Origin of the sequence: Bradyrhizobium sp. CSA207, assembly GCF_029051685.1 — a bacterium.
In the GTDB taxonomy this organism is placed as follows: domain Bacteria; phylum Pseudomonadota; class Alphaproteobacteria; order Rhizobiales; family Xanthobacteraceae; genus Bradyrhizobium.
Genome location: NZ_JAACFT010000008.1, coordinates 54,877 through 73,617 on the forward strand (window position 1 = coordinate 54,877; position 18,741 = coordinate 73,617).

The following is an 18,741-nucleotide window of genomic DNA, read 5'->3' on the forward strand; positions in this document are numbered from 1 at the left end:
TTGTCGTCCCGGCCTAGTGCGCAATTGCGCACGGGGGGCCGGGATCCATACCGCGTGATCCATCGATAAGGCGCGGTGCAAGTACCGGTTAAACACTTAACCGAGAGTCTTCGTCAAACTACTCCCTGTGGTTATGGGTCCCGGCCCCCCGTGCGCAATTGCGCACTAGGCCGGGACGACGGCAGAGTTAGCTTTCGCCCCCACCATCACATCAATCGCACCCGTCACGATTGCCTCCAGCTCCTTGCGCGGCACGCGCGCACGCGAGCGGATGGCGATGGTGTGGACGGTGGCGGACGCGAGTTGCGCCAGCACGGTTGGATCGGCGGTCTCGGGCAATTCGCCCTTTTCCTTGGCGCGGCGGAAGCAATTGGCAAAGGCCTTATCGAGCTCGGACAGACCCTCCAGCACCATGGCGCGGATGTCGGGATCGCTGACCGCTTCGGATGCCGCGGTGACCACCGTGAAGCAGCCGCGCGGACCGGTCTCGCCTGAGAGATAGATGTTCAGCGCGCAGGCGAAGATGCCCTCCAGACGCTGTCGCAGCGGCATCTCCTCGCGAAAGATCTCGGTCATCGAGGCGCGCGCGTCGTCGCGGTAGCGCTGGTAGCTCTTGATGTAGAGCTCGCGCTTGTCGCCGAAGGCGCCATAGAGGCTCGGCCGGTTCATCCCGGTGGCTTCACTGAGATCGTCGAGCGAGGTCGCGGCAAAACCCTGCGTGCGGAACAGGTCGAGTGCCTTGCCGAGCGCGACGTCAGGCTCGTACGCGCGCGGACGGCCGCGTCGCTTGGGTTGCTCGGATGCCGCCGCGGGCGGCCCCTTATGTTTTTGTACCATTTCGCAAAATAATCCTTGACCATCGATATAATATGCAAGACAGTACAAAAATCAATCTGGCCAGGTTGAGTTCCGAAGAAACACCCAGGGAATTTGCCCAAGGAGGCTACAGATGGATCTCTATTTCTCGCCGCTCGCCTGTTCGATGGCGACCCGCGTCGCGCTGTATGAAGCCGGCGCCGAGGCGAACTATCTCGAAATCGACCCGTCGACCAAGACAGTGCTGAACGACGGCTCCGACTTTCGCACCGTGAACCCGATTGGCCTGGTGCCGACGCTGCGCACCGACGAGGGCGTGGTGCTGACCGAGAACGCCGCAATCCTGCAATATGTCGCGGACCTCTTTCCGCAGTCCGGCATCGGCACGCGACCCGGCATCGAGCGCACGCGCCTGCATCAATGGCTCTGCTTCATCGGGACCGAGCTGCACAAGGGCCTGTTCGTGCCCGTGCTCGACCGCAAGGCGCCGCAGGAAGCAAAAGCCTACGTGCTGGAGAAGAACCTGTCGCGGCTCGACTATCTCGACAACTACCTGAAAGACCGCGAATTCCTGCTCGATCATTTCAGCGTCGCCGACGCCTACCTCGTCACGGTGATCAACTGGACCATGGCGACGCCGCCGATCGAGCTCGCGAAATGGCCGAACGTGAAGGCCTACTATGAGCGTCTGCGGCAGCGGCCTTCGATCGCGAAGGCGATCGCGGAGGAGTTCGAGCTGTACAAGGCCGAACAGGCGCGGAAGAAGGCGGCGGCGTAGCGACATTCGAGAGATCGTCCCGGCAACGGCGGCCGGGACGATGGCTGCTACCTCGGCGCTTGCAGTACGACCCCGTAGCGGCCGTATATCCGATCGATCGCGCCGTCGTTTCGCAATCGTTCGAGGGCTCCATCGATGGCTTCGCGGAACGCATCATCCGGACGGACCATGCCGACGGCAACGTTCCAGTTGAGATCGGTTACGCTCTCGTCACGATCCAGGATGCGGAGTGCCTTGTCCGGATGCGTCAGATTGAAATAGCTCGCCGCCGTGGGAGTAACCGCAGCGGCATCGATCTCATGGTTTAACAGGGCATCGAGGCTGTCGCTCTCGAAGCCGAAGGTCGATGTAGGCACGTGCCGTCGACTGATGATCATGGCCGCGACGGATCCGACCTGCACCCCAACCTTGGTATGCTCGTTGAGGCTCTGGAACGAGGCGAGCGTGCTGAATGGCGGCACGGCGAGTGCGACGCCCGTGCGATAATACGGTTTTGAGATCCTCAAGCGGGTTTCGCCTTGCGCCTCACGGTCGGCAATGACATCGAGAAGTATGTCACAGCCGGTGCTCCGCATCTGGTATTGGGTGATGATCCAGTCGAGCCGCAGCGAGACGCCGAGCTCGCGTGCCAGCGCCTGGCCCAATTCAACCTGAAAGCCGGGAGGATCGCCGGCCTTGCTCGCGAACGGAAGCGAATTGGGATGGGCGCATAACCCGAGTACGCTGGACGAACGGATCGCGTCCAGGGTTCGCGCCTGCACCGGCCCCCACAGTCCGATGACGGCACCAACCATAAGCGAGAGAATTGCCTTCATTCCGCATCCTCGCATCGGTGGACCAGGCCTCGGCGATTCAGCCCTCGCGCGGCTTCAAGGCACGGATATATTTGATGATCTGGTCGATCTGCGCGTCGGTGAAGGCCCCGCCGAATGCCGGCATCGCGCCAGACTTGCCGTTCTTGATGCGGTTGTGAAGAAAGTCGTCGTCGCGTGGCGAATTCATCAGTTGCGGTCCCTTGCCGGCGGTCCGGCCGCCGTCGGAGTGACAAAAGCCGCAAGTCCCCGCGAACAATTGCTCGACGTCGAATGTCCCGTTGTCGGGTGCAGGGGTAGCAGACTGCGCTTGAACCGGTGCAGCACAGAGCGACGAGACGCCCAGCACCCCCGATAGCAGTGCGGTGAACTTCATCATATGCAATTTCAAGATATCCAGCTCCATGTCCTGAAGCACGCCCGCAACTTCAATGCACGGGGAGCAAGCTTGCGCCTGCTCCCCGGCAATCTGCGACGACCTATTTCAGGCTGAAGACGACGAGCGCCCCGTCGTCACGCGGCATGCTCTTGTACACGCCGCCGAAGTTTGGCGCGTACTCGTCCGCCAGCATGCCGCCAAAGCCTGCGGCCACGGCAATGTACTGCTTGCCGTTGACGGAATAGCTGACGATGCCGCCCTGATGGCCGGTGCCGTTGTTGTGATTCCACAGCTCCGTCCCGGTTTCAGCATCGTAGGCATGGAGGATGCCGCGGGAGTCGGGCACGAATACGAGATTGCCTGCGGTCGACAGGACACTCCCAAGCGGCGGCTCGGGATAGCGAACCTCCCACTTCTTGGCCCCGGTGATGGGATCGCGCGCGTCGAGATGTCCATAAATCTCGCCGCCCGGAGGGGGCGCCATCTTGAAATCAGCGCCGATGTTGAGCTGGACCTGGGGCGTGGTGACCGGCGTCGTCTTCTGGACGTCGAGCGTCATGCACCATTCCTGGCCGATCTTGTAGTAGAGGCCGGTCTTCGGATTGTACGAGCCGGCGTTCCAGCTGACGCCGCCACCAATGAATGGGCACAGCGGCGGTTCGGTGACTTTCCCCGCGGTGAAGTCGCGGCGGCCGATCAGAGCGCCCGTCTTGTCAATATCCTTGACGAAATTGATGTTCTCAACGAGCCGCCAGACATTCTTCACGGCGAGATTGCGGTCGTAGACGAAGACGAAACCGCCCTTGTTCGGATGGACCACGAACTTTTGGCCGTCGCGTTCCAGCATCACAAACTCGCCGACGGCGCTGTCAAAGTCCCAAGCGTCGTGCGGCAACTCCTGATGATAGAATTTCAGCTTTCCGGTATCGATGTCGAGACCGATCACTGAACTCGTATAGAGATTGTCGCCGGGACGCGCACCTTGCGTCTTGTAGTCGGCGCCCGACCAATCGTAGAGCGGCGCCGGATTTGCGGTGCCCCACAGGATGGTGTTGGTCTCGGAATCGTAAGTGCCCGGCATCCAGCCGCCGCCCCCGCCCGTGCGCCAGGAGTCGCTTCCCCACGTCTTCATGGCCTCGTCGGTGCCTGCAACCGTCAGGAATTCCCACTTCTTCTTTCCAGTGGTGGCATCCACGGCGAAGATCGGGCCGCGGCCCGGCCATTCACCGCCTTGCGCTCCGATGATCACCGTACCCTTCGCGTAAAGCGGCGCACCGGTAAAACCGACCGTGAGCTTCTGCGAGTCGATTAGCCTGGTTTCCCAGAGGACCTTCCCCGACTTCATATCCAGACCGAGAAGCCTGCCATCCATGGTGCCGACAAAGACCTTGCCCTCGCCGAGCGCCACGCCGCGGTTGTAGGGAGAATGGGTCTGGCGCGCGATCAGCACCTCGTCCAGTTCCGGAAAATGGGACCAGATCACCTCGCCCGTCGCGCCGTTGAGCGCAAAAACCCGGCTGTAAGAACCCGTGTAGTAGAGCACGCCATCAGCCACGAGCGGCATTGATTGCAGGCCACGGGTAGAGCGTCCAGGAATATGCATCCAGGCGACGCTCAGATTGCCGACATTGCTTGCATTGATCTGCGCAAGCGGGCTGTAGTGATAGGATTTGTATGAACCGTGATAGGTCAGCCAATCGTTCTGACCGGCGGACGCGATCCGCGCAGTATCCACCGATTGAGCCAGGGCTGACGACGCGATCAGCGTCGCGCCGATAACAACAAGACCTGATTTTCGCCACCGCTTTTTCATGTGCACGTCCTCCCGCTTTTGCGATTATTTGACTGCATTATTCTCAAAGCCGACCGCGTGGTGTGATTGGATTCAGTACCCGTCGGTTCCTCCCTGTACGAGCCTCAGCAAATTTCGATCTCTCCAGCGAAGATCGCCAAAGAAGCTACAAAGAAGCTACTAAGCTACGTTCGTTGGGCGTGGCTGCTGTTGCCTCCTGCTCGACACATAGAGTACGCCGGATCGCATGGAGTGCAACGGCGATGCGCATGCGATAGTCACGCGGAACGACAGACCGGCTTACCTATTCATCAACGACGATTTGCCTGCTGCCTTCAGTGAGCAGAAACCCACATTCGAAGGAGCGACTGGCGGCTTGCCGGCAGCACGGCGCTAGTCTCAGGAGCGGTTCTCCACGACCGCGCCATCAACCGCGGCGTTGGCTGGCCAGTAAACAAAAGAAAACCCCCGTAAAGCGGGGGGAGTCACCGTCGTGGCTCTGTAGCTCGCCGTGAACGGAAGGCTAGCAGTCTGGCATTCCTGCGGGGCGTGCCGAAGCATTGGCATTGGCGCTGGTAGCGGAAGAAGGAGCAGTAGAAGAAGAAGTAGTGCCAGAGCTTGCTCCCGGCGATGTTGTTGAACCAACCGTAGTGTTTCCAGACGGTCCAGTTGCAGTGGTGCCACTCATGTCGCGGACCACCTTACTGCTCACGTCCCAGCATTGCTTGAGATCGTGGCCGCTCGACCCACCCGTCGAAGTTCCTTGCGCGTTTGCGAATGTGCCGCCAGCTAACATTGCGGCGCTGACCGCCGCCGATAGAAGAAGCTTCCTCATGAATTGATCTCCTCCATCATGAGCCGGCTGGAGTGCCGACGCCTCTCAATGCCGACGCGCCATCCAACGTTCCCTCGCAGTGCGAGGCATGTCCAAATAAAGAACCTTCTGCGCCTTCGACATCATGGCGGCCGGCAAACTCGGTGTGTATTGCCCTCTTCTCCCGACCGCGCCAGGGCAGCGCAGGTTTATCCGTACAGCAGCCGCGGCAGGATCGTGACGATGCCGGGCCAGAGCGTCAGCAGCAGCACGAACCCGACCATGATGATGAGATAAGGCATCGTGACGCGCGCGATGTAGCCGAGGCCATCGTCGGTCAGGCCCTGGATGACGAACAGGTTGAAACCGACCGGCGGGGTGATCTGCGCCATCTCGACCGCGAGCACGAGGAAGACGCCGAACCAGATCTCGTCGAAGCCGGCCCCCTTCACGATCGGCAGCACGATCGGCAGCGTCATCACGATCATCGAGAAGCCGTCGAGGAAGCAGCCGAGGATCAGATAGAAGACGATCAGCGCGACGATCAACATGAACGGCGACAAGCCGAGCCCCTTCACGAACGCAGCGACCGCCTGCGGAATGCCGAGGAAGGCGGCCGCGTTGCCGAGGATCGACGCGCCGAGGACGATCAGCGCGATCATCGAGCAGGTCACGACCGAGCCGATCAGCACGTCGCGGATCACCTGCTGAGACATCGAGCCCTGTGCCCAGGCGACCAGCGCTGCGCCGAGCACGCCGACGGCGGCGGCCTCCGACGGCGTCGCAAGCCCGCCATACATCGAGCCGAGCACACAGGCGATCAGGAACAGCGCCGGCGCAAGATCCTTCAACGCGGCGAAGCGTTCGCGCCATGGCACCTGCGACAGCTTTGCTTCCGTCTCCGGCACCAGCGTGCCGTCGAGCGTCGTGTGTAGCATCACCCAGCCCATGAAGGTGGCCGCCAGCAACAGGCCGGGCAACACACCCGCGGTGAAGAGCTTCAGGATCGAAACGTCGCCGAGCACGCCGTAGATGATCATGATGTTGGACGGCGGAATCAAAAAGCCGAGCGTGCCGGCGCCGGCAAGCGAGCCGATCGCGATGTCGCGCGAATAGCCGCGGCGCACGAGTTCGTTGAGCGACATGCGGCCGATCACCTGCGTGGTCGCCGCCGAGGAGCCCGAGATCGCCGCGAAGATGGTGCAGCCGATCACGTTCACATGCAGAAGCCGGCCCGGCAGCAACCCGGCCCATGGCGCGAGCCCCTGGAACAGCGAGCGCGACAGGCGCGTGCGGAACAACAGTTCGCCCATCAGAATGAACAACGGCAGCGCCAGCAACTCCTGTGTGGTCAGGATGTTCCAGGCGTATTGCGGCAGCAGCTTGTCGAGCGGGATCGAGCGGAACATCGCGAGCAGCAGCGTCGCGGTGAGCGCCAGCGTCAGGCCGATCCACACGCCTCCCGCCAGTAGCGCGAACAGGATCACGAACAGGCTGACGACTTCGATGGTCATGTGATCTTTTGTCCGATGGCGAGCAGTGCAGTCATTCGACGGGAGAGGCCTTCATGCGGTGATCCTCCAGCGGCAGGCCGAGCACCGCCTGGATCGCGCGCGCCAGAAACTGGAGCGTGAGCAGCAGCATGCCGAAGGTGACGACTCCTTGCGGAAACCACAGCGGGGTGTCGCTCGAGGTCGACACCTGTCCGCGGACGAACGCGCCGAAGGCGAATTTTGCCATCGCCGAGGTCAGGAACGCCATGAAGGCAAAGCCGGCGGCCGCCGAGAGGACTTCCATCGCACGCTGAACCGACGGCGGCACGTTCTTCAGCAGCAGCACGACGCGGATGTGGCCGCCGACGCGCAGCGTCATCGCCGCGCCGAAGGTGAACGACGCCGCCATCAGGTAGGAGGAATATTCCCAGGCGATCGAAATCGTCGGTGGAAAGAACGATAGGAAGTTCGACAGGAAACGGGTTGCGACCTCGCACAGCATCAACAGCGTCAGCGTGAGCAGACAGCCACCGCCGATCCAGCCGTCGAGCCGCCCGAGCCGGTCGATGCCGTCGAGCAGAATCCGCAGCGGCGCCGGCGCCGCCGCGTTCAGGCTTCGGGGAGCTGCAGGCGCGACGCTGGCCATAACCTCAGCGCTTCATATCGGCGAGATAGGCCCGCACCGGCTTGTCCGCCGCCGGCACGCGCTTGAGGAAAGCGTCGAGCTGCGGCGCGGTCTTGTTGCGGATGTCGGTCATCATCGCATCCGAGACCGGCACCACCTCCATGCCTCCCGCCTTCAGGCGGTTGAGGCTGTCGACGTCGGCCTTGAGCGAGTTTGCCCAGAAGGCCGGCTCCATCTTCGCAGCAATGCCGGAAACCAGTTGCTGCTGATCGCCGGAGAGCGCCTTCCAGGAATCGAGATTGACGGTGAGCATTTGCGACGACCAGACGTGATTGGTCGGGTAGATGAATTTCAAGAATTCCCAGAATTTTCCGTCGACGCCCGACACCGCGGACGTAGAGACGCCTGATACCGCGCCGGAGGCCAGCGCGGGAATCGTCTCGCCCCAGGGGATCATCACCGGTGCCATGCCGACCACGGCCAGCATGTCGACGGCGTTCTTGTCGGGCACACGGATCTTGATGTTCTTCAATCCGTCGACATCGGCGACCTTCACCTTGAGGTGCAGATACTGCGTCGGCCACGGCACGATGTAGAGGATCTTCTGATTGTTGCGTGCGGCGACCTTCTCGTATTCGGGCCGCACATATTTGTGCAGCACTTTCAATTCGTCCATCGAGCTGCACAGGAACGGGATGCTCTCGACGCCCATGAAGGGCTCGTCGCCAACCTGCTGGATGTTGAGGACGTCGGCGAGCGGCACCAGGCCGTCGCGCACGGCGCGCAAGTGCTCGGGTCCCTTGAAGCCGAGCTGGCCGCCGGCTTTCACGGTGATCGCGACGCCGCCGCCGGTCTGCTTCTTCACTTCCTCGGCGAAGGCAAAAGCGTTCTGGGTGTGGAAATTTCCGTCGGGCCAGACCGTCGACATATCCCAGCTCACCGTTGCAGCCCGCGCGCGGGTCGAGATATGGCCGGCAGCGAGCAGCGTCGCTGCGCCTGCGGTGAAGCTCCGTCGCGTGATCATTCCGTCTCTCCGTTCGTTACCTGCGCACAACGCCGGCTCATCACCGCGCGTATCCGTAAACCGCAACTGCATTGTCCGAGGACACCAGGCCGCTCTCGACATCGTCGTTGACCGCCGTCGGGGCGCGCTGCCGGGGATCGCCGATGCCGGCGCCGCCGGGCGTCAGGACCACCAGCCTGTCGTCCGGCGGCACCTGCTGAAAGCCCTTGCCGCGCAGCTTCTTTCCGGACTTGAGGCCGACATAGCCAGCCTCGCCGTCATGGCCGCCGTCGCGGCCGCGCGGCGGATGCTCGATGCGGTCGAACGCGGCCAGGATGTCGAAGGGAGCATCGACGCCGCTGCCGACCTCGATGATCTGGCCGAGGCCGCCGCGGGTGCGCCCTGCCCCGCCGGAATCCGGGCGCAGCTCCTTGCGCCAGAAGATCAGCGGCGTCTGCGTCTCCGCGATCTCGACCGGCGTGCCGCGCACGCCGCTGGGATAGGCGGTGGCCGACAGCCCGTCCTTCGCAAAGCGCGCGCCGGTGCCGCCATTGCTGGTCACCGCCATCGAGAATCCGTAATTGCCGCCGGCGCCGCTGCGAGTCTGTCCGCGCACGTTGAGATTCCAAAGGCAGGAGGTGCCTTCCGCCGGCACGTCCTCGGGGATGATCTGGCGCAGGCAGCCGAACACGACGTCGGGCAGCATCTGGCCGATGATGTGCCGCGAGGCGACAGGGGCGGGCTTCGGCGCATTCAGGATCGCGCCAGGGGGAGCCGACACCGTCAGCGGCGAGAGCGAACCGGCATTGTTCGGAATCTGCGAGGCGACGACGCAGCCGAGGCCGAACACGGTGTAGGCCGTGGTGTAGGACAAGGGCACGTTGATGCCGAACTTCGAGGCCGGCGAGGTGCCGTCGAAATCAACGTGGATGCCCGCGTCCGAAATCGTCAGCGTCGCGGCCAGCGTCACTGGCGCGTCGTAGCCGTCGACGACCATGCTGTTGCGCCAGCTTCCCTTCGGCAGTTTTGCGATCTCGGCGAGCACGGCCTCACGCGACCGGTCGCAGATGTAGTCGCCGAGCCCGTCGAGCGTGTCGATGCCGAACTCGGTCATCATCTCGACCAGGCGCTCGCAGCCGACGTCATTGCAGCCCGCGAGCGAATAGGTGTCGCCCTCGGTGTCGATCGGCAGCCGGGTGTTGGTGCGGATCATCGCCATCAGCGTCTCGTTGACGACGCCCTGGTCGATCAGCTTCAGCATCGGGATATAGAGCCCCTCCATGAACACGTCGGTGGCATCAGGTCCGAAGCCGATGCCGCCGATGTCCATGAGATGGCTGGTGCAGGAGAACAGCGCGACCGGCTTGCCGTCCTTGAAGCAGGGCGTGGTGACGACGAAGTCATTAAGATGGCCGGTGCCCATCCAGGGATCGTTGGTAATGTAGGCGTCGCCCTCCTTCATCGTCTCAAGCGGAAAATGCGCGATGAAGTGCTTGACCGATTCCGCCATCGAGTTGACGTGGCCAGGCGTGCCCGTCACCGCCTGCGCCAGCATTCGCCCCTTGAGGTCGAACACGCCGGCCGAGAGGTCGCCGCATTCGCGCACGATCGGGCTGAAGGCCGTGCGCAAAAGCACCTGCGCCTGTTCCTCGACCACGGCGATCAGCCGGTGCCACATGATCTGGAGATCGATCAGGCTCGCGCCGCTTGGCTTGCTCATGGTTACGCCGCCTTCCGTTCCATGACGATGCTGCCGGCACCGTCGATATGGGCGTCAAAACTGGTGGAGACGAAGGTCGAGGTCTCGTCCTCCGCGATCACCGCCGGGCCTGCGATCGTCGCACCCGGCGCCATGTCCTCGCGGCGATAGAGCGGAATCTCGATCACCTCCCCGGCCCGGCCATCGAAGAACTTTCGGCTGCCGGACGCCTTGCCGGCGGGCATACGTGCCACATCGGTGACGCGGGGCGGATTGCGCGCCTCGGTGGCGGCGAGCACCGACCAGCTCAGCACCTCGATCGCGGCGCCGGGGATCGAGCGTTCGAACATCGCCGCATAGTCAGCCTCGAACTGTTGGCGCAGGCCGGCGAGATCGGCTGTCGCCAGCCGCCGGTTCGGCAGCGCGACCGAGATCTCATGGCCCTGGCCGACATAGCGCATGAAAGCGGCGCGCCGCTCGCGCATCGGCGCCCCTGCGGCGCCCGGCTCGACCAGCGCGCGCGCTTCGGTCGCCATCTCCTGCAACAGGTCGGAGACCGCCTCGGTGTCGAAATCGTCGAGCCGGACGTGGCGGCTGCGCACCAGCTCATAGGCGATCGGGGCCGCAAGAAAGCCGACGGCCGAGCCGACACCGGCGTTCGACGGTACGATCACCCGGGAAACGCCGATCTTCTCGGCGACGCGCGCCGCATGCAGCGGTGCAGCGCCCCCGAAGGCGATCAGCGTGTGCTGCCCGACCACCGCGCCGCGCTCGACCGCGTGCACGCGCGCCGCGCTCGCCATGTTCTCGCAGACGACTTCGTGCACGGCATAGGCCGCGGTTTCCGCCGATAGACCCAGCGGCTCGCCGACGGCACGCAGCAGCGCCTGCTTCGACAGCTCCGGGCTGAGCCTGATCGTGCCGCCCGCAAAGGCGTCGGGATCGATCAGGCCGAGCGCGACATCCGCGTCCGTCACGGCGGGCCGCAAGCCGCCGCGGCCGTAGCAGGCAGGTCCCGGCTCCGACGAGGCGCTCTCGGGACCGACGGTGACGCGCTTCATGGCGTCGACATGGGCGATCGAACCGCCGCCGGCGCCGATCTCGACCATCTCGATCACGGGAATGCGCACCGGCAGGCCGGAGCCCTTGAGGAAGCGTGCGGCGCGATCGACCTCGAACACGCGCGAGGTCTCGGGTTGGTATTTCTCGATCAGGCAGATTTTTGCCGTGGTGCCGCCCATGTCGAACGAGAGCACCCTGCTCTCGCCAAGACGCGCAGCGATTTGCGCTGCAAAGATGGCGCCCCCCGCAGGCCCGGATTCGACCAGGCGCACCGGAAAGCGCCGCGCCGTCTCGATCGAGGTCACGCCGCCGCCCGAGGTGACAAGGTAAATCGCGCCGCGGAACTGTTCGACCAGCAATGCATCCGCCATGCGCGCAAGATAGCCGTCGATCAGGGGTTGCACATAGGCATTGGCCACTGCGGTGGAGGTGCGCTCATATTCGCGGATCTCCGGACACACCGCGGACGACACTGTCACCGAGACTCCGGGCATTTCCTCCTGCAAGATCGCAGCCGCACGGCGCTCGTGCTCGGGATTGGCGTAGGAATGCAGGAAGGCGATCGCGACGCTCTCGACGTTCAACGCGCGCAATTTCGGAGCGAGCACGCGCACCGCCATCTCGTCGAGCGGGAGGCGAACGGCGCCGTGGGCGTCGATGCGCTCGGGCACGGTGAAGCGAAGGCTGCGCGGCGCCAACGGCTTCGGCTTGTCGATGGACAGATCGTATTGGTCGTAGCGACTCTCGGTGCCGATATCGAGCACGTCGCGAAAGCCTTCGGTCGCAACCAGCGCGGTCTTGGCGCCGCGCCGCTCGATGATGGCGTTGGTTGCGAGTGTGGTGCCGTGAATGAAGACGTCGATATCGCTGATGCGCGCGCGCGCATCGGCGAGAATGAGACGCATCCCGGCCAGCACCGCTTCCTCGGGACGCGCCGGCGTCGTCAGCACCTTGCGCGTCTTGCGATCCAAACCTACGTCCAGCACGATATCCGTGAACGTGCCACCGATATCGACGGCAAGCCGCACTTCGGCTCCCTCAACCATTCCAAAATTCTCCGTGCTGATCGTCAAGACCGGGGACAAAATCGCAGCAATTTCCGTGCCAGCGACCACGCCCGCAGCGCCACGTCGCCATTCTGCTTGGCACCCATGCAATAGGCAAGGCGTGTTCGCCTCGCGCGCCCTCAGAGCAGGAATGCAAGCGCCGCTTCGCAGCGCTCCTCGACCTTAAGCGTGAGCAGATCGTCGGCGCGGGTGCGTCCCAGATTGACCGCCGCGATCGGGATTTGCCGGCGCGCAGCCGTCTGCACGAAGCGAAAGCCGGAATAGACCATCAGCGAGGAGCCGACGACCAGCATGGCGTCGGCCTGCTCCAGATGATCCTGCGCGGTCGCGACGATGTCGCGGGGCACGTTCTCGCCGAAGAACACGACGTCGGGCTTGAGCGTGCCGCCGCAGGAGTCGCAAGCCGGCACATTGAAGGACGAGAAATCCGCATGCTCGAGATCGGCGTCGCCGTCGGGCGCGTCCGCAGCATCGAGCGTCAGCCATTCCGCATTGGCGCGGCCGAGCGCATCCTGGAATTCGCTGCGCGGCATCTTCTGTCCGCACCCCATGCAGCGGACCAGATCGAGCCGGCCGTGCAGGTCGATCACCTGCCGATGGCCGGCGGATTGATGCAGCCGGTCGACGTTCTGGGTCAGCAGCATCTCGCACCGCCCGCTCGCCTCGAGCCGGGCGAGCGCATGATGGGCATCGTTCGGCCTCGCCTGGCCGAACCGCCGCCATCCGATCAGGCTGCGGGCCCAATAGCGCCGGCGGGTATGCTCGTCCGACATGAAGGCCTGGAAATTGACCGGCTGGGTCCGCTTCCAGTTGCCGTGACTGTCGCGATAGTCGGGAATGCCCGAATTCGTGCTACAGCCGGCGCCAGTCAGCACGAACAGACGTTCGTGCCGGCCGACGAAATCTTCAAGCGGACGGTTTGCCAGCGGAGCGTTTGCCATGGCGCAGATGTAGTCTGCGGCGCCCGCTTTTGCCAGATGGGCCAGGAAGCGCGCTAGCTCGCCCAGTTCTCGCGGAATTCCGGAAACAACGTCAGGCCTCCGCAGGCGTAGATCGTTTGTCCGGTGATGTAGCTCGCGTCATCCGAGGCGAGGAAGGCGAAGACGGCGGCGATCTCTTCCGGCGTTCCGACGCGACCGAGCGGAATATGGCTTGTGACGACGCCGCGCTTTTCGGGGTCGCCAGTCCAGGCCGCGTTGATCGGTGTATCGATCGCACCCGGCCCGACCGCATTGACGCGGATGCCACGGCCGGCGAATTCGAGCGCCAGCGTGCGCGTCAGATTGGCCATGCCGCCCTTGCTGATCGAATAGGCGAGATAGCCGGGCTTCGGGATCATCTGGTGCACGCTCGAGCAGTTGATGATGCTGCCGCCTCCGCCGCGGGCGACGAAATGCGCCAGCGCCTTCTGCGCGCAGATCACGGCGCCGTTCAGATTGACGTCGATGATGCGGCGATAGGTTTCGACGTCGAGCGCCTCGCTCGGCGATTCCCGCTGGAAGCCGGCATTGTTGACGAGACAGTCGAGCCGCTTCCAGCGCGCCAGGACCGCCTCGAACATCGCGGCGATTTCCTGCTCGTTGCCGATATCGGCCTTGACGATGAAATGATCGAGTCTGCCGTGGCCGCGATCGCTCGATGCGGTGCGCGCGAGCGCGAGCGTCTCCTCGGCCTGCTCGGGATGACCGAAATAGTTGATGGCAACCATCGCGCCTTCCTGGGCGAGACGGATGGCGACGGCGCGCCCGATACCTTGGGAGGCGCCGGTCACCAGCGCATATTGGCCGATAAGGCGCGAGGGAAACTGGGTCGAGCGATCGGTCTGTGGCATGAGTTTTCTCCGGAACGTTTCATCATCGGCGGAACGCGCATTTTGTTCCATCCCTCACTGCATTCCTGGGAGTCACTCCGCGCGGCGCGCGAGCGGCGAGGTCAGGATCTGGTAGAGGATGATGGCGCCGAAGGTTGCAGTGCCGATCCCGCCAATCGTGAACGCGCCGAATTTGAGCGTGAGGTCGCCGGCGCCGGCAGTCAGCGCCACGGCGACGGTGATCAGGTTTGCCGGGTTTGCAAAGTCCACTTTGTTCTCGACCCAGATCCGGCCTGCCATTGCGGCGATCAAACCGAACAGCACGATCGAGAGGCCGCCGATGACGGGACCCGGAATCGACAGGATGAGCGCACCGAATTTCGGCGAGAAGCCGAGTAGGATCGACACCAGGGCTGCGACGGCAAACAGCAGCGTCGAATAGACTTTCGTCGCCGCCATGACGCCGATGTTCTCGGCATAAGTGGTGACGCCGGTGCCACCGCCGCAGGCCGACACGATCGTCGCAAAACTGTCGCCGAGGAACGCGCGTCCGAGGAAGCTATCGAGGCTCCGCCCCGTCATCGCACCGATGGCCTTGATGTGGCCGAGGTTCTCCGCGACGAGGATGATCGCGACCGGGGTGATCAAGACAATCGCATCGGCCTGGAAGCTCGGCGTGGTGAAATTCGGCAGGCCGATCCATGGCGCGGCCGAGAGTTGCGCGAAGTCGATCGGCTTGCCCAAGCCGAAGCCGTTGGCGAGCAACCAGTACATGAGATATCCGGCGACCGCGCCCAGGATGATCGGCAGGCGCCGCCAAAGCCCGGGAGCGGCCACGGCGACCACACCGATGATCAGAACGGTCAAAAGCCCGATCCACGTATCGAACGTGCTGCCGCTCACCGACTTCACGGCGACCGGCGCGAGGTTGAGGCCGATAGCGGCAACCACGGCGCCGGTCACGACCGGCGGCATCAATCGCTCGATCCAACCCACGCCCGACCACATCACGATCAGCGCGATCAGTCCGTACAGCACGCCGGCCCCGATGATACCGCCGAGCGCAACCGACAGATTCGGGTTCGGCCCGTGGCCGGCATAGCCGGTGGCGGCAATGACGACGGCGATGAAGGCGAAGCTCGAACCGAGATAGCTCGGCACACGTCCGGCCACGACCACGAAAAAGATCAGCGTGCCGATGCCGGAGAATAGCAGCGCAACATTGGGATCAAACCCCATCAGCAGCGGCGCGATGATGGTTCCGCCCGACATCGCGACGCCGTGCTGGAGGCCCGCGACGATCGTCTGTCCCAGCGGCAACCGCTCCTCGGGCATGATGACGCCGGAGGTCTTCAGTTTCCAATTTGGAAAATAGCCCTTTGAAGAACGGTCTTGCGCTTGCTCTTTGGAGCCCGTTGCGGTCGACATATTCCCCCCGAGTTGCGCTACAGCGGTTGATCTTCGTGCGATCCGACAAAAATGTGATTGTCGCTTCGGCGGTCACGATCACATGATGTAAATCATGCCAGACCAATATGTTCCGGGGCCTACAGTATGACACAGATCGCGATCCAGCCAGCCATTCATCGCCGGCATCAGCCCTGGTACAAGATCCTTTACATCCAGGTCCTGATCGCGATCGCGCTCGGGGTGCTCATCGGCTATTCCTATCCCGATCTCGGCAAGGCGATGAAGCCGCTCGGCGACGGCTTCATCGCGCTGATCAAGATGATGATCGCGCCGGTGATCTTCTGCACCGTGGTGCACGGTATCTCATCAATGGGCGATCTCAAGCGCGTCGGCCGGGTCGGGCTGAAGTCGCTGATCTATTTCGAGACGGTCTCGACGGTGGCGCTCGCGGTCGGCCTGCTCGTCGGCGAAGTGCTTCAGCCCGGGCACGGCTTCAACATCGATCCGGCCACGATCGATCCGAAGTCGGTGGCCACCTATGTCACCAAGGCCAAGGAAGAGGGCATCGTCGCCCATCTGATGGCGATCATTCCCGACAGCTATCTCGGCGCGATCGCGCGCGGCGATTTGCTTCAGGTGCTCCTGATCTCGATCCTGTCGGGCTTCGCCATCGCGTTCCTCGGCAAGGCCGGCGAACCGATCGCGGACGCCATCGACAAGGCCGCAAAGATGTTCTTCGGCATCATCCGTATCATCGTGCGCGTCGCTCCGATCGGCGCCTTCGGAGCGATGGCGTTCACCGTCGGCGCCTATGGCCTCGGCTCGCTGCTCAACCTCGCCGCGCTGATCGGCACGTTCTACCTCACCAGCATCCTGTTCGTGCTGATCGTGCTGGGCTCGATCGCGCGACTCGCCGGCTTCTCGATCCTGCGCTTCATCGCCTACATCAAGGACGAGCTGCTAATCGTGCTCGGCACCTCGTCGTCGGAGACGGTGCTGCCGCAGATGATCCAGAAGATGGAGCATCTCGGCGCCTCGCGCTCGGTGGTCGGCCTCGTGATCCCGACCGGCTACAGCTTCAATCTCGACGGCACCAACATCTACATGACGCTGGCGACGCTGTTTCTGGCGCAGGCGACCAACACCCATCTGACGATCTGGCAGGAGCTCGGCATTCTCGGCATCGCCATGATCACCTCGAAGGGCGCCTCGGGCGTGACCGGCGCCGGCTTCATCACGCTCGCGGCAACGCTGTCGATTGTGCCTGATATTCCGATCCAGTCGATCGCGATCCTGGTCGGCATCGACAAGTTCATGAGCGAATGCCGCGCGCTGACCAATCTGATCGGCAACGGCGTCGCCTGCGTCGTCATCAGCATCTCCGAAGGCGAGCTCGACCGTAACGCGCTGCATGAGACCATGGCCCATCCGTTCGAGATGGGCGAGGCCCTGGAACCGGGCGGCCGCGCATGAGGCTGCGCCCATCGAAGACAACAGCAGCCCGGTTCCGTTGCGGTAGTTTCCCGGAGTAGCAAACCAGCGCGGCACAAGTCACAACTGGCGGCATTGGGATCACGGATTGATATTCAATCTTTCCGCCCGGCGCGCTGGGGGCAGGGCGTCGGGCTTTTGAACAATTCGCAGCCATGTCCGGATCGTGAGGCGGGATCAAATGATCCCGCCATTGGGCGGCGAACTGACCGGCGAGATCGAGCCGGCGCGGTTCCTATGGCCTGCAGGAACGGTTCATCATGACTGACGACGAGCAACGCACCATCATAGGCGCTTAGTCCTGCTTCGACGGCTTCAACGGACTCGATGCCAGATGATTGGTCGGCTCGTCCAGGATCAGCAGCGATGGTGGCGTCGGCCCGCCCAGCACACAGGCGGGAGCTGCCCGAAATAGCTGCCCGTCGCTCAGGCTACGCGGCCAGCCTGTCGAACTGGATCTTGCCCGCCTTCATCACCAGTGGAATGCGCTCGCCCTGACCGCGCAGGCACGCAACGTCACGCAACGGGTTGCCCTCGACCACCAGCAGGTCCGCAAAAGCGTCGGGCACAATCCGGCCGAGCTTGCCCTCCATGCCGAGCACCTCGGCCCCGACCACGGTCGCGCTGGCAATGGTCTCGCGCGCGCCGAGAATTTCGGCGCGGATGCGGAATTCGTCGCTCTGCAGGCGCTGGGACGGTCCAAGCAGGTCGCTGCCAAACCCCATCTTCACCCCGGCCTTGCGATAGATCTCGAGCGAGCGCAGGCCGGCGTCGCGCACGTCGGCGATCTTGGCTACGCTTTCGGGCGGCAGGCCATACTGTGCGCCCTCGTTGGCCAGCGCCTCATAGGTGACGAGCGTCGGCACCACATAGGCGCCCTTCCCGGCCATCAGGCGCGCGGTCGGCTCGTCGACGAGGTTGCCATGCTCGATGGTGCGCACGCCGCAGCGAACGGCGCGCTCGATCGCCGCGGCGGTATAGGCATGGGCGAGCACATAGGTCTGGCGGCCCCGCGCCTCCTCGACGATGGCGCGGATCTCGTCCTCGGAGTAGCCGAAGGCGCCGACCGGATCGGTCGGCGATGCGACGCCGCCCGAGGCCATGATCTTGATCTGGTCGGCGCCCATCTGCAGCTCCTCGCGCGCGGCCTTGCGCACACCGTCGACACCATCGGCAACGCGCGCCAGCGCGCCGACGCGCACGCAGCAGGGACAGGGCGCGTCGCTGGCGAGATAATCCGAGCGCGCCCGCATGTCGCCGTGGCCGCCGGTCTGGCTCAGCGCACGGCCGGAGACGAACAGCCGCGGACCATCGGTGAGGCCGGTCTCGATCGCTTGCTTCAGCGCATGGCCGGCGCCGCCGGCGTCGCGGACGGTGGTGAAACCCCGCCGCAGCATGCCGCGGAGCAGCAGCGTCGAGCGCAGTGTCACCAGCACGTTGGGCATGTGCACCTGCTGCGCCAGATTGAGCTCGACGGCGATCGCATGCACGTGCAGATCGATCAGGCCGGGCATCAGCGTCTTGCCGTTCAGATCGATGGTGCGGTCAGCGGAGGCCGATAATGGCCGGTCGGAGACCTCCTTGATCAGATGATCCTCGATCAGGACATGATATCCTTCCAGCAGGTCCGGCTTGAGCGGATCGAGCAGAGCGGCGTTCTTGAGCAGAATGCTGGGCATGGCGGTTCCTG

15 protein-coding genes and 1 pseudogene are annotated in these 18,741 nt (G+C 63.8%); 2 read left to right on the forward strand and 14 right to left on the reverse strand.

Annotated elements, in window-relative coordinates; translation table 11 throughout:
- Positions 1-165: 165 nt before the first annotated feature.
- Positions 166-837, reverse strand: coding sequence for a TetR/AcrR family transcriptional regulator (locus GWG65_RS10935; protein WP_275195589.1), 672 nt, complete (start codon positions 835-837; stop codon positions 166-168).
- A 112-nt stretch (positions 838-949) separates the two neighbouring features.
- Between GWG65_RS10935 and GWG65_RS10940 the strand changes: the two genes are divergently transcribed.
- Positions 950-1,594 carry a glutathione binding-like protein gene (locus GWG65_RS10940; protein ID WP_275195590.1) on the forward strand — a complete coding sequence of 215 codons (645 nt, stop codon included), beginning with the start codon at positions 950-952 and terminating at the stop codon, positions 1,592-1,594.
- Between the two features lie 47 nt (positions 1,595-1,641).
- Here GWG65_RS10940 and GWG65_RS10945 read toward each other — a convergent pair whose 3' ends face one another.
- From GWG65_RS10945 to GWG65_RS10995, 11 genes are all read right to left on the reverse strand, one after another.
- Positions 1,642-2,409: a transporter substrate-binding domain-containing protein gene (locus tag GWG65_RS10945; RefSeq protein WP_275195591.1), complete on the reverse strand. Its 768-nt coding sequence runs from the start codon at positions 2,407-2,409 to the stop codon at positions 1,642-1,644.
- Positions 2,410-2,446: 37 nt separating this feature from the next.
- The gene (locus tag GWG65_RS10950) at positions 2,447-2,797 is read right to left on the reverse strand and encodes a cytochrome c (protein WP_275195592.1); all 351 of its coding nucleotides are present in this window, start codon (positions 2,795-2,797) and stop codon (positions 2,447-2,449) included.
- 88 nt (positions 2,798-2,885) lie between these two features.
- Positions 2,886-4,598 carry a PQQ-binding-like beta-propeller repeat protein gene (locus GWG65_RS10955; protein ID WP_275195593.1) on the reverse strand — a complete coding sequence of 571 codons (1,713 nt, stop codon included), beginning with the start codon at positions 4,596-4,598 and terminating at the stop codon, positions 2,886-2,888.
- 1,002 nt (positions 4,599-5,600) lie between these two features.
- Complete coding sequence (locus tag GWG65_RS10960) at positions 5,601-6,905, reverse strand: TRAP transporter large permease subunit (protein WP_275195594.1); 1,305 nt, start codon at positions 6,903-6,905, stop codon at positions 5,601-5,603.
- A gap of 31 nt (positions 6,906-6,936) precedes the next feature.
- The gene (locus GWG65_RS10965; protein WP_275195595.1) at positions 6,937-7,530 is read right to left on the reverse strand and encodes a TRAP transporter small permease; all 594 of its coding nucleotides are present in this window, start codon (positions 7,528-7,530) and stop codon (positions 6,937-6,939) included.
- A 4-nt stretch (positions 7,531-7,534) separates the two neighbouring features.
- Positions 7,535-8,533: a TRAP transporter substrate-binding protein gene (locus GWG65_RS10970; protein ID WP_275195596.1), complete on the reverse strand. Its 999-nt coding sequence runs from the start codon at positions 8,531-8,533 to the stop codon at positions 7,535-7,537.
- 40 nt (positions 8,534-8,573) lie between these two features.
- On the reverse strand, positions 8,574-10,232 hold the full coding sequence (locus GWG65_RS10975; protein WP_275195597.1) for a hydantoinase B/oxoprolinase family protein: 1,659 nt from the start codon (positions 10,230-10,232) through the stop codon (positions 8,574-8,576).
- A gap of 2 nt (positions 10,233-10,234) precedes the next feature.
- A complete protein-coding gene (locus tag GWG65_RS10980; RefSeq protein WP_275195598.1) occupies positions 10,235-12,319 on the reverse strand; it encodes a hydantoinase/oxoprolinase family protein in 2,085 nt (694 codons plus the stop codon).
- A 140-nt stretch (positions 12,320-12,459) separates the two neighbouring features.
- Positions 12,460-13,281 (reverse strand): NAD-dependent protein deacetylase, encoded by an 822-nt coding sequence (locus tag GWG65_RS10985; protein ID WP_275195599.1) that lies wholly within the window; start codon positions 13,279-13,281, stop codon positions 12,460-12,462.
- 53 nt (positions 13,282-13,334) lie between these two features.
- Positions 13,335-14,171 carry an SDR family oxidoreductase gene (locus GWG65_RS10990; RefSeq protein ID WP_275195600.1) on the reverse strand — a complete coding sequence of 279 codons (837 nt, stop codon included), beginning with the start codon at positions 14,169-14,171 and terminating at the stop codon, positions 13,335-13,337.
- A 72-nt stretch (positions 14,172-14,243) separates the two neighbouring features.
- Positions 14,244-15,578 carry a solute carrier family 23 protein gene (locus tag GWG65_RS10995; protein ID WP_275195601.1) on the reverse strand — a complete coding sequence of 445 codons (1,335 nt, stop codon included), beginning with the start codon at positions 15,576-15,578 and terminating at the stop codon, positions 14,244-14,246.
- 126 nt (positions 15,579-15,704) lie between these two features.
- Between GWG65_RS10995 and GWG65_RS11000 the strand changes: the two genes are divergently transcribed.
- On the forward strand, positions 15,705-17,033 hold the full coding sequence (locus tag GWG65_RS11000) for a dicarboxylate/amino acid:cation symporter (protein ID WP_275195602.1): 1,329 nt from the start codon (positions 15,705-15,707) through the stop codon (positions 17,031-17,033).
- A 251-nt stretch (positions 17,034-17,284) separates the two neighbouring features.
- Here the strand turns inward: GWG65_RS11000 and GWG65_RS11005 are convergent.
- Together GWG65_RS11005 and GWG65_RS11010 are read right to left on the reverse strand one after the other, a co-directional pair.
- Positions 17,285-17,484: pseudogene (locus GWG65_RS11005) on the reverse strand (ABC transporter ATP-binding protein); the annotation flags it as partial.
- Positions 17,483-18,730: an amidohydrolase family protein gene (locus tag GWG65_RS11010; RefSeq protein WP_275195603.1), complete on the reverse strand. Its 1,248-nt coding sequence runs from the start codon at positions 18,728-18,730 to the stop codon at positions 17,483-17,485. The gene GWG65_RS11010 and the pseudogene GWG65_RS11005, both read right to left, overlap by 2 nt.
- Positions 18,731-18,741: the final 11 nt, after the last annotated feature.